This window comes from Leifsonia sp. 22587 (assembly GCF_052044215.1).
Classification (GTDB): Bacteria; Actinomycetota; Actinomycetes; order Actinomycetales; family Microbacteriaceae; genus Leifsonia; species Leifsonia shinshuensis_C.
Window position 1 is genome coordinate 712,833 of sequence record NZ_JBQENB010000002.1, and the last position, 10,904, is coordinate 723,736.

The 10,904-nt window shown below is 64.7% G+C and carries 11 protein-coding genes; 7 read left to right on the plus strand and 4 right to left on the minus strand.

Translation table 11 applies throughout. The features are described from left to right. Positions 1–11: 11 nt before the first annotated feature. Both ACTJI1_RS11405 and ACTJI1_RS11410 read right to left on the minus strand, forming a co-directional pair. Positions 12–485 (minus strand): hypothetical protein, encoded by a 474-nt coding sequence (locus tag ACTJI1_RS11405; protein WP_440742722.1) that lies wholly within the window; start codon positions 483–485, stop codon positions 12–14. Beyond that, complete coding sequence (locus ACTJI1_RS11410) at positions 485–1,075, minus strand: HdeD family acid-resistance protein (protein WP_440742723.1); 591 nt, start codon at positions 1,073–1,075, stop codon at positions 485–487. Before ACTJI1_RS11410 ends, ACTJI1_RS11405 begins: the two co-directional genes overlap by 1 nt. 192 nt (positions 1,076–1,267) lie before the next feature. Between ACTJI1_RS11410 and ACTJI1_RS11415 the strand changes: the two genes are divergently transcribed. After that, positions 1,268–2,110 carry an alpha/beta hydrolase gene (locus ACTJI1_RS11415; RefSeq protein ID WP_440742724.1) on the plus strand — a complete coding sequence of 281 codons (843 nt, stop codon included), beginning with the start codon at positions 1,268–1,270 and terminating at the stop codon, positions 2,108–2,110. A gap of 113 nt (positions 2,111–2,223) precedes the next feature. Beyond that, complete coding sequence (locus ACTJI1_RS11420; protein WP_440742725.1) at positions 2,224–3,069, plus strand: alpha/beta hydrolase; 846 nt, start codon at positions 2,224–2,226, stop codon at positions 3,067–3,069. 44 nt (positions 3,070–3,113) lie between these two features. On the opposite strand, the gene ACTJI1_RS11425 is transcribed toward ACTJI1_RS11420, so the two are convergent. Continuing rightward, positions 3,114–4,037 (minus strand): dodecin, encoded by a 924-nt coding sequence (locus ACTJI1_RS11425; RefSeq protein ID WP_440742726.1) that lies wholly within the window; start codon positions 4,035–4,037, stop codon positions 3,114–3,116. Positions 4,038–4,147: 110 nt separating this feature from the next. On the opposite strand from ACTJI1_RS11425, the gene ACTJI1_RS11430 reads away from it, so the two are divergent. After that, positions 4,148–5,131, plus strand: a complete 984-nt coding sequence (locus tag ACTJI1_RS11430) for an aldo/keto reductase (RefSeq protein WP_440742727.1) — start codon at positions 4,148–4,150, stop codon at positions 5,129–5,131. 124 nt (positions 5,132–5,255) lie between these two features. Here the strand turns inward: ACTJI1_RS11430 and ACTJI1_RS11435 are convergent, their stop codons facing one another. Then, entirely contained in the window at positions 5,256–5,957 is a 702-nt protein-coding gene (locus ACTJI1_RS11435) for a VOC family protein (protein WP_440742728.1), read from the minus strand. Positions 5,958–6,082: 125 nt separating this feature from the next. Between ACTJI1_RS11435 and ACTJI1_RS11440 the strand changes: the two genes are divergently transcribed. The 4 genes from ACTJI1_RS11440 to ACTJI1_RS11455 all read left to right on the plus strand — a co-directional run bounded on the left by ACTJI1_RS11440 (position 6,083) and on the right by ACTJI1_RS11455 (position 10,642). Further along, complete coding sequence (locus ACTJI1_RS11440; RefSeq protein WP_440742729.1) at positions 6,083–6,664, plus strand: dihydrofolate reductase family protein; 582 nt, start codon at positions 6,083–6,085, stop codon at positions 6,662–6,664. Between the two features lie 537 nt (positions 6,665–7,201). After that, positions 7,202–7,966 (plus strand): hypothetical protein, encoded by a 765-nt coding sequence (locus ACTJI1_RS11445; protein ID WP_440742730.1) that lies wholly within the window; start codon positions 7,202–7,204, stop codon positions 7,964–7,966. Positions 7,967–8,032: 66 nt separating this feature from the next. Next, positions 8,033–9,412 carry a HEPN domain-containing protein gene (locus ACTJI1_RS11450; RefSeq protein WP_440742731.1) on the plus strand — a complete coding sequence of 460 codons (1,380 nt, stop codon included), beginning with the start codon at positions 8,033–8,035 and terminating at the stop codon, positions 9,410–9,412. A gap of 504 nt (positions 9,413–9,916) precedes the next feature. Continuing rightward, positions 9,917–10,642: a hypothetical protein gene (locus ACTJI1_RS11455; RefSeq protein WP_440742732.1), complete on the plus strand. Its 726-nt coding sequence runs from the start codon at positions 9,917–9,919 to the stop codon at positions 10,640–10,642. Positions 10,643–10,904: the final 262 nt, after the last annotated feature.

A 10,904-nucleotide genomic window follows, 5' to 3' on the forward strand; every position in this document is an offset into this window, starting at 1 on the left:
GCGAAGGGTTCTCATGACGGCGAGGTCCCAGCGGTGTCCTGAGAAGCCGCGGCGGCATGCGCGGCGACCGCCGCCTGGGCGATCGCATCCTCGCGCGCGGCCGCCGCCGCGAGGACGGCGTACTCCGCCTCCTGGATGGTGTAGATGGCGAAGGCGATCGCGTCACGGGCGTCGGCCTCCGCCTCGTCGGCGGCCCGACCGGCACGCCTGGCCGCCGAGCGGGCCCGCCGGGCTGACTCCCCGGCCTGCAGTGAAGCGAAGGCGTCGGAGACGGAGCGCTGAGCATCCACCCACGCGGCCTGCTCGTCGTCGGCGACCCGCGTCGCTTTCGCTCGAACGTTCTCACGCGTGCGCGCGAGCTGCACATCGAGGTCGGCGGTGCGCTCGGCCAGCTTGGCGGCGTCACGCTGACGGGTCGCCTCGACGGACTCCTCGAGGTGCTTGGACTGCTGTGCCAGCTTCGCCAAGTCGTCGGAGAGTGCCATCAGCGGGCCACGGGACGTGCGGCCACGGACGCCGCGCGGACGGCGAACCCGGCCACGATCTCGGACACCCCGCGGAAGATGGCGGTGACGCTGACCACGGTGACGAGCACGACAGCGCTGGATTCGAAGGAGCTCGAGGCCAGGAAGCCCAGCACCAGCTCGGCAACGCCGGACACCAGCATCAGCCACCCGCCGGGGATGCCCGCACTGAGCAGGCCGGTGATGATGTCGACGGTGCCGATCACCACGAAGTACGCGCCGGTGATCACTGCCAGGGACGCGAACGTGTCACCCGGATTGATGAAAGCGACGACGGCGCCCACGACGAGAAAGACGCCGAACACGATGTGCCAGACGCGCCATCCACCCGGCGTGACGAACGCGCGGAAGAACTCGCCGAGCGCGGCCAGCAGCACCATGATGCCGAAGACGACCGAGACGACGTCCACGGTGGACTGGTCGAAGCGGAGGACGACGAAGCCGACGACGATCCAGGCGATACCGACGAGGACGACGGTCCACCATAGCGAGCCGACGCGTCGGGCGAGGGTCTCGATCGGGCTGACGATGGGGTTCAGGAGTGTGCTCATGCGGTCGATGGTGTCGACGCATCCGGAGCCGGACCGGAGAATTGTGGGCCCGTCCACCCGGGCTCGGGCCGCACTGTGCGCGGCCACATATCTCGGGACGTTCGGGCTCTGTGATCTGTTCGCTCAGGCACGCTACGGGTATCGCCCCTCAGACGATCCCGAGAGGCCCGGACCCGAATGGAGCATCAAGAGATGTCAGCACCGAACACCGTCGTCCTCATTCACGGTCTGTGGATGACACCCCTCGCGTGGGAGCACTGGGTCGCCCGCTACGAGGCGCGCGGCTATACCGTGATCACCCCCGGCTATCCCGGGATCGGGCCCGGCGTGGAGGGCGTCGAGGCATTGCGAGCGGACCCGTCCGCGATCGCCGATGTCGGCGTCCGCGAGGTCATGGACCACCTCACGGAGATCATCACCGCGCTGGATGCGCCGCCGATCATCATGGGCCACTCGTTCGGCGGCACCTTCGCTCAGCTTCTCGCGGGCAACGGTCTCGGGGCGGCGGCCGTCTCCCTCGACGGCGCCGCGGTCAAAGGGGTCCGGTCGATGCCGCTTTCCGAGATCAAGTCGACGTTCCCGGTCCTCAAGGATCCATCCAACCGCCGCAAGGCCGTCCCACTGACACCCGAACAGTTCCGCTACGCCTTCACCAACACTCTGACCGAGGAGGAGAGCCGGGCGGCCTACGACCGGTACGCGGTGCCCACGCCGGCACGGATCCTGTTCCAGGGCGGTTTCGCGAACTTCACACCGGAGGCGTCCACCACCTACGACTTCTCCAACGACGACCGTCCGCCGCTGCTGTTCGTCTCCGGGGGGAGCGACCACATCCTGCCTCCGTCGGTGCAGCACGAGAACTTCGAACGCAACGTCAAGCACTCCGACGCGATCACGGCTTACAAGCTCTTCCCCGGGCGGGACCACTTCACCTGCGGGGAGGCCGGCTGGGAAGAGGTCGCCGACTTCGCCCTGGACTGGGCGCTTGCACCGTCGGAGGGCGAGTTCGAGACGGCAGGAGCGAATGCGGGCTAATCCGCGGGCAACGTACGCCCTGCATCTTGTGCCCCCGCCCCGCCACCCAGCAGACTGCGACCCAGCGTTACCTTCACCCGCAGACTGGTTCCTCGACCCGAAGGAGTCGCACCATGCCCCTGACCTCCGCCGAACGTGACGAGATCGACGCCGCCAACGCCTCCGGGCGGATCCCCGTGGTGTTCGTCCACGGATTGTGGCTGCTGTCGAGCAGCTGGCAACCCTGGCGCGACCTGTTCGAGGAGCAGGGGTTCGCCACGATCGCGCCGGGCTGGCCCGACGATCCGGAGACGGTGGAGCAGGCGAAGTCCGATCCGGATGTATTCGCCGGCAAGATGGTCCGTCAGGTCACGGACCACTACGCGGAGGCGATCGACGCGCTGGATCAGGCACCGGTGGTCATCGGCCACAGCTTCGGCGGTCTGATCGCGCAGAAGCTGGCCGGCGAGGGGAAGAACGCGGTCACCGTGGCGATCGACCCGGCCCAGTTCAAGGGTGTGACGGCCCTGCCCGCGTCGGCGCTCAAAGCAGGTGCGCCCGCCCTCCTGAGCTTCAACCATTCCAAGCACGGCGTCACTCTCACCTACGAGCAGTTCGCGTACGGCTGGACCAACGCCCTGCCGGAGGAGGAGGGACGGGCGCTCTACGAGAAGTACCACGTGCCGGCGTCTAAGGTGCCGATCTTCCAGGCCGCCACCGCCAACTTCAACCCCTTCGCCGAGACCGAGGTCATCACCGACAACCACGACCGCGGCCCCCTGCTCCTCATCGCGGGGGCGGACGACCACACCGTGCCGCAGTCCGTCGTCGAGAACGAGTACCGCATCCAGCTGAAGAACCCCGAGGTGACGGAGCTCGTGGTCATCCCCGGTCGCGGGCATTCGCTGATCATCGACTCGGGATGGCGGGAGGTGGCCGACGAGGCGCTCGAGTTCGTGCAGCGTCACGTCGCGCGCTGACGCCGCTCACGACGGATGACGCGGTTCCTGCGGGCGTGTCGACGTCAGTCGGCGAGTTCCTCGAGCCGGAATCCCACCTTCAGAGTCACTTGGAAGTGGGCGACGCGTCCGCCCTCGACTTCCCCGCGGGTTTCGGTCACTTCGAACCAGTCGATCTCGCGGACGGTCCTCGACGCTCGCTCGATCCCGTTGCGTATCGCCGCATCCGTCCCGTCGGGCGACGTGCCCACGATCTCGATCACTCGGTATGTGCGGTTCGTCACGGCCACGCTCCCAACACTCGGTGTGCCTTCGGATGGGATCAGTCTGCCGCGCGGCCGGGCGGCGCCGCTAGATGGCCGAACCCGCGACCCCGATTCACCCAGACGGGAACGCGCGCTTGAACCTCTGGATCTGCAGTGCGGCGGACACGCGAACAGAGCACCGCCCACCGTCACGCCCACCACGACGGAGACCGGTGTCCCGGCACCCATCGCACCGACGAAGATCGCGACGCCCGAGCCGCCGACGACCGCGTTCACCGCACCGACCATGCTCGCCATCGTCCCCACGACCCACCGCCGCGACGACCGCATCCCCAGCATGGCGTACGCATCGGAGGCATCATCCCCCGTCGTTTCGAAGAACGGGGGCGCGGCGGGGTGGACGCCGGCGTAGTAGCGGCGGATGCGCGCCATCGCGCGCAGAGCCCGGATGTTCTCGATCGCCGTGTCGATGAGACGAGCGATGGTGAACCAGCCGAGAACGAACACGGTCGTCAGGGCCGCGGCGGCGAAGGGCAGGAACAGCTCCGGCGAGGCTCCCGAGACGAAGCCGAGTGAGACGAGGGCGCTCGACAGAGTCACCAGGTAGAGCGACGACCGGCTGCTGGACTCGCTGATCGACGCGTTCGATGCGCCCTGCAACACGAAGTACTCGGTGTTGAGGACTCCGAGGAACTGGGCCGCATCCGCCCTCTCGTCACTCACGGTCACACCCTATGCGATTCGCGGTCCGTCCGGATCGGTTGCACCCGGTACGCGGGGCCTGCACGCCAATAGAGTTGGACAACACTCTCCGATGAGCAGAGGAGCCTCGTATGCGAACGGTTCGCCTGGGTAGCAGCGGTCTCGAGATCAGCGGTGTCGTGCTCGGGATGATGTCGTACGGCGATCCGGAACGCGGCAGCCACCCGTGGAGCGTCGGCATCGACGAGGCCCGGCCCTTCGTCCGCCGAGCGTTCGAGGCCGGCATCACCGCCTTCGACACGGCGAACGTGTACTCCCTCGGTTCCAGCGAGGAGATCACCGGTGCTCTGCTGGCCGAGCTCGGCTCGCGGGAGGACGTCCAGATCTTCACCAAGGTGAACGGCCGGATGCGACCCGGCCGTAACGGCGCAGGACTCTCGCGCGCCGCCATCATGCGCGAGATCGACGCCTCCCTCACCCGCCTCGGGACCGACTACGTGGACTTGTACCAGATCCACCGATTCGATCCGACCGTGCCCATGGAGGAGACCATGGAGGCCCTCCATGATGTCGTCAAAGCGGGCAAGGCCCGCTATATCGGCGCCTCGAGCATGTGGGCGTGGCAGTTCGCCGAACTCCAACGGGTCGCCGACGTGAACCACTGGACCCGATTCGTCTCGATGCAGGACCAGTACAACCTTCTCGATCGCGAGGAGGAGCGCGAGATGCACCCGTACTGCCGAGCCACCGGCATCGGGGTGCTGCCGTGGAGCCCGCTCGCGCGCGGCCGGCTGACGCGCCCGTGGGACTCCTCCGGCTCCGGTACCCGCGCAGACACCGACGAGTTCGGCAAGACGCTATACCGCGCGCACGAGGAGTCGAACCGCTCCATCGTCGACGCCGTCGCCGCGATCGCCTCCGAGCGGGATGTGCCGATGGCGCAGGTGGCGCTGGCCTGGGTCGCCGGCCGGCCCGCCGTGACGGCACCCATCGTCGGTGCGACGAAACCGCACCACATCGACGACGCGGTGGCAGCCCTCGATCTCGAGCTGACGGAAGACGAGGTGGCCCGGCTGGAGGCGGCGTACACGCCCCGGGAGCCCGAGGGCTTCTGACGAGGCCGAACCGCGCGAATCGTCCGGAAGGCCGGTGCTCGATCAGTGGATCGACGACAGCACCAGATGGTCCGCCTCATCCACTCTCGCCTGCTCCTGCTGTGGGCCGTCGCGCCGACCGGTCTCAGGCGGCGCGCACGACGAACGCGACGCCGTCGGGATCGCGGAGCGTCGTCGCACCCGAGCGGTCCGTAACCGCATCCGTCGCTCCGAGCTCGAGCAGCCGTGCCACCTCGTCCTCAACCTCGCCAGCCGGTGCGGTCACCATGAAGTACTGACGATCTATGGGCTTGCCCGCCTCGACGGGCTCGCCGCTCCAGGCGAGCTTGGTTCCGCCAGACGGCGCCTGGATGGCGACTTCCTCGCCGTGATCCCACACGACCGGCCAGGCGAGCGCGCGGCTCCAGAACAGGCCCGTCGCCTGCGTACCCTCGCACGTGACTTCACCGAGCGGTCCGCATCCCGCCAGGTACGCGTTGTCGTCCTCGATGACGCAGAATTCGTCTCCGACAACGTCCGCCATGGCCGCGTAGCTGCCCGCCGGCACGTGGCCGTTGCCGCGCAGCCTCGCTCCGTGTTCGACGCATGCGGCGATCGACTCGCTCTGCCGGCGCTCGGCGCGGCTGAGGTGGAGATGGAGCCGATTGCGCAGCGCGCCGTGCGGTTCGCCGACGGCGAAGCGGAGTCCGACCTGTGTGTCGTCGCCGGGTAACAGGATGCCACCGTGGTCGTCGCGCGGCGACCGGCCGAGCACGGCTCCCCAGAAGGAGGCGTCTCGGGCAGGGTCGCCGGAGAGGAAGGTGACGGAGTGGAATCGGACGCCCATGAGCGCGAGGGTAGTCCTCGCCACCCGTCCGCCGACACGGCTCAGGATGCCGCTTACGCTCCTCTTTCGGCTACCTTGTTGCCCACATCGACCCGTGCCAGCCCTTCCCAGAAAAGGAGCCTCGCATGTCCGCCACCTACACCTGGGACGTCTTCTCGACTCTCGACGGCTACGGTTCCTACGCCGACCACGGCATCGACTGGGGCGGCTACTGGAGCAAGCAGGGCCCGGAACTGCTCGAGCATCGCGCCGAGATCTTCGCCGCCGAACAGCGGATCGTCTTCGGCGCCACCACCTTCCGCGAGGTGGCGGGGATCCTCACCTCGGGCGAGGACCCCAACTCTCAGGACGAGTGGAACGTGCGCCTGATGCGGTTGCCGGCGACGGTCATCTCCTCGACACTGCACGACTCCCTGGGCTGGCACGACGCCACGATCGTCAGAGGCGACGCTGTCGACACCATCAGCAGGCTCAAGGAGGAGTCCACGGTGCCGCTGCGCTCCCTGGCCAGCATGACACTGAACTGGGCGTTGATGGCCGCCGGACTGGTGGATCGCCTGCAGGTGACCATCTTCCCGGTCATCACCGGGAGCAACGGGATCAGCCCCATCCTTCGCGGAGCCGGCGACGTCGATCTCGAACTTCTGGAGAGCCGGACGCTGGACCATGACATCCAGGAGCTGACCTACCGCCCCACTCCGCGGTGATCGCGGACACCGTCACCAGCGGGTGTCGCGACTCCGGATCGGAGGGCGTGGATGCTCAACGCAACGGCCCATTCCGTTGGCAACCTGGGCCAGGTTGCCTCGCCAACAACAAAACGGCGGCTGATGATCAGCCGCCGTTCCGTTTTGCAAGACCTGTAGCGAGGGCGGGACTCGAACCCGCGACACCACGATTAGGTTCCGATGGATCTCGTAGGGTCACACGAGGCGCGTTTGGCTTGATTTTCCGCGGTTTTCGTTTGCACAAGTCCTATTTGAGTCGTCCTGGATTCGCCTGAATGTGCGGGGTAAATGCGGGGTCGTACGTCACACACGGGGCGAAGACTTCGAATCCACTTCGCGACGTCGACAAGAACGATGCCGACGCAACCCCATCTGGCGCGGGGCCTGGGATTCGAACGCTACCGACTTCCAGGAGCTCCGGCGTTCACTATTATCCACTGCTCGTACCCGCTGCGTTCGTCTAGCTCCGGCTCGGTATCGCGGCTGCGTGAGTTAGAGGATTACTCCCATGTGAATATGGTCGTAACCGCCGACGGAGAACGGTACGTTTTCCGCATGCCTTTTCCGGGATTGACGACAACTCAGGCGTTGGCTCTCCTTGCCGAGATCAATTCGGCTCGGAATCTTCTGGCATATGGCGAGCGGGTGGTGCGAACCGCCCCGTTCGCCGACACTACGCGAGACCCTTCATTGACGATGCTGTCGATCGGAGTCGAAAAGCTACTCAAGGTGTCTCTGGGCCTCTCGATCCTTAACGCAACAGGCTCATGGCCCAGTGCGCAGACCATGAGGTCCGAGTTCCGCCACGGGTTGAAGCAGATGGACGCCAACCTACGAACGCGGCTGCGCGATGGTGTACGCGGCAAAGAGTACGAGCACTTCATCTCAGGACTGCTCCAGACTCTGGAAGACGATCCGATCTGGCCGGCGATCCTTGATGCGCTCGACCGCTACGGCCGCTCCGGCCGCTTCTACTATCTGGACATCCTCGGCGATGAGCCGCAGCGCCTCGAAGACCCAGCACGGATGTGGGACGAGGCAGAGAACATCGCGGTCGACTCAAATGCCGAGTTGGAAGCGATGCGCTCGCGCGCCCTTGAGGATCTCCGGGACCAAACCCTATGGGACAGCTTCATCACGGCACTCAACAACACGATCGCGGACAGCATCCATCGATGGTGGGAAGTCATCTGCGTTTTAGGGCGGCATGGCGTGCTTGGCGATGACAATAAAGCGTTCGGCTTTGAAGCGCACCCAGACAGCGTCGGTCGCCAGGAATAGCGTGCTCGGGGCGTCGGTGGCCGCCTTTCCGGAGGAACTCGATACGGTGCCTGGCACGATGAGGGCATGACCGAGATCACAAAGATTGGGCGCTGGTGGGAACCCGGACAGAGGGAACAAGCACAGCCGGGCGTGCTGCGCATCCAAGAAGACGGCAAGGCATCTCTGGAACTCATCGGCGGTTTCGACCTCAGAGTCATTGAGCCGGTTGAACGCGGCTACGCCGTGGGTGCAGGATCGAGAGACATCGAGACCCTCTTCGGTGACTGCGAAGGTGAAGCAGTCACCCTGTTTCGCTTGCTCGAGCTGAACAACCGCGGAGCCTTCTTTGGCGGGGGTCAACCAACTTTCCAGCGCCTCCACGCCCATCGGGTCGTCATCGGGGCGCACATCGAAAGCGAGCAGACGCCGTCGTTCCGGTCCGCCGCGATCGAGATCGAGAACCTGACAGCGTTCCTAGCGGCTCATATCGCGACGTACGACCGCGCTGACGGTAAGAATGGGGCCTTTCTCACCAGAGCTGTGCCGGAATCGGTTGAGGTCGACGGTTGGACCATTCGCGCGGACCGAGCTACTAGGGGCTTCCAGCACAAGAGCACCCGACAAGGTGTTCAGATCGAGGCTGAAGCTCGCGGTGTCATCCGAGCAATACCGCCGCAGCCGGCATCGCTTGAAGAGTTCGACACACTGACCCTCGAGCTAACCGACCTCCTAACCCTCGCCGCCGGAGAGGCATGCGGACTCATTCGCATCACGCTCGAGCTGACAGAGACCAACACGACACAGGTATCCCAAGTTGAGACCATCGAGACGCCCATCTGGGTGGAGGCTTTCGCGCAACGGATTCACACCGCAAAACCAAACGAATCAGCAAACAACTCCCTCTTGTTTACCTGCGCCGAGAAGCCGTTCGCGGACGCTATCAGCGGCTGGCTGCCCCTCCGCCGTAAGACGTCCAACGCCAGCAACGTCTTCTTTGGCACCGAATACTCGCCGGGCGGGTTTATGGAAACGCGCCTGATCTCGATTGGGATCGCCGCGAAGGCCCTTCACGCTGCACTATATGGCGACGCTAAAGAAGTGACAGACGAGGACTACAAACGAATCAAGGCGACGATGCTTGCGGCACTCGACGATGCCGATGAACGAGCATGGGTGAAAAGGACTTTCCACAACGGGCACACCCTCCGTCAACGACTGCACCAACTCGGCGGGGTGCCCTCAGCCGAAGCGCTTGGTCTCCTTACTCCCGACATTGAAAACTGGATCGGGTGGTTCATCCCCGCTCGAAACGGAATTACACATACTGGCGGTGGTGCAGGCGCGGAATACAAGCTTGTCCGGATCGGCCAAGCGCTGATACGGCTGGTTTACCTCGCCGAACTTGGCCTGAGCGATGAGCAGCAAGTAACGGCAATGCGGCGCCTGACGAGCAGCTGGTTGTGAGCCCACGAAAACCCCTCAAGAAACTTGATGAGAGTCGGTTCTGCCGACGAGCTGAATACCTGGGACAGATTCCGCGAATTAATGCGAGCCCTGCGGCGGAGACGCAGGGATTTGAAACCTGACGAGGCACGTCACCCATCTCAAGATGCCCGGAAAACCGCGGAACTCCACGGCTCCTCGATGACATCACGCCGCGCTGGATTACTGCAGTTGTGGGGTTTCCTGGGGGCCCCTGGCCGTCTGCCTTCGATGTCTGTCGAGGGATTCCCGCATGGCGCTTCCGAGAGAGTTGGGGTCGTGATCACCAGTGTCCGCAGGTTTCCAAAGACAACGCCCCGTCGACTGCCCACCTCATCACATCGCTGCAGCGCTTCTCGGACCATGCCAGCGATCCGGACACATGACAGCGATGGCGAATTGGCCGCCGGCCAGATGTCAACACCCTGCAACGCGAGCCCGAGGTCACTTGCCCGTCCCCGGCGACGAAGCTCTAGACTCCGCAATGTGAACTGGTGGGCGCAGTTTTGGGCCGCCCTCGCGGCGCCGGGATGGTGGGCAACGATGCTCCAATCCTTGATTGGTGCGGGCATCGCGCTCGGCGCGGCTGTAATAGTGCTGCGCCGACAGCTTCGGCATGACCGAGCTATCGCCCGTGACCAACGTCTTCAGGACCTGGAACAGGCAGCGGCTGACCGGTCGGCTGACCGTGCGGAGATGATCGGCAGACGCATCTACGACGGACTTGACGCGCCGATGTACACGAGTGATGAGACGCTTGACATTGCGCTCCGCTCGGACCCGTTGCCCGGATGGCGCGAGTTGCGCGAAGTCGATAGAGAACTCGGGCTGGTCGTCGCTAATCCTTTCGTCGTCCATCCTTACTTCGAGTTACTTCAGACACGTGAGTTGCTCTGGCTTCAAGCTGTTCAGTTGATCCGCACTCTCAGAGAGTCGAGCGACTTCGAGCGAGACTCCTTCGCATATCCGTTTGAGCAAGCTCTCAAGAGGGTTTTGTATCCCTCGGAAGAGTGCCTCCGGCGCTTCGCTAGCGATCTCGTAGTTTGGGACGGTCATGGTGACTGGCCCGTTCCGTCTGAAATTCACTACAACGGCCAAATGGTTACCTGCCCTCCCGGTGAAGGTCGATCCGCCTGGTTGGAAGAGCGGAAGCAGTTGTTGCGGTCCACTATGTTCGATTTTGCGAAGTCCGACCTGCCGAGGAGCCTTTGAGCACAGAAGACTCGCCACTCGACACTCGCTGCCGCAACATTCTTCTAAGAGCCGTGTGCTCGCATCGATCACTTATTCCGCACTGAACCGCTCATATATCCCCCTGAATTCCGCGGTTCTCCGATCACTAGACCAACTCTCAACGACCCGTTTTGTGCGAGTGTGTCCAAATTTGTGGATAACATCCGCCTCGTTCTCAGATAGTGGCGCGACGAAAACGAGTGCATCCACGGCACCACACTGATTAGGCGCTACGCGGAGC

Coding starts and splice junctions, on each gene's coding strand:
- ACTJI1_RS11435 (WP_440742728.1), bottom strand. CDS start 5,957: ATGGGCGTCCGATTCCACTCCGTCACCTTCCTCTCCGGCGACCCTGCC.
- ACTJI1_RS11450 (WP_440742731.1), top strand. CDS start 8,033: ATGACCGAGATCACAAAGATTGGGCGCTGGTGGGAACCCGGACAGAGG.
- ACTJI1_RS11430 (WP_440742727.1), top strand. CDS start 4,148: ATGCGAACGGTTCGCCTGGGTAGCAGCGGTCTCGAGATCAGCGGTGTC.
- ACTJI1_RS11415 (WP_440742724.1), top strand. CDS start 1,268: ATGTCAGCACCGAACACCGTCGTCCTCATTCACGGTCTGTGGATGACA.
- ACTJI1_RS11440 (WP_440742729.1), top strand. CDS start 6,083: ATGTCCGCCACCTACACCTGGGACGTCTTCTCGACTCTCGACGGCTAC.
- ACTJI1_RS11410 (WP_440742723.1), bottom strand. CDS start 1,075: ATGAGCACACTCCTGAACCCCATCGTCAGCCCGATCGAGACCCTCGCC.
- ACTJI1_RS11405 (WP_440742722.1), bottom strand. CDS start 485: ATGGCACTCTCCGACGACTTGGCGAAGCTGGCACAGCAGTCCAAGCAC.
- ACTJI1_RS11420 (WP_440742725.1), top strand. CDS start 2,224: ATGCCCCTGACCTCCGCCGAACGTGACGAGATCGACGCCGCCAACGCC.
- ACTJI1_RS11445 (WP_440742730.1), top strand. CDS start 7,202: ATGGTCGTAACCGCCGACGGAGAACGGTACGTTTTCCGCATGCCTTTT.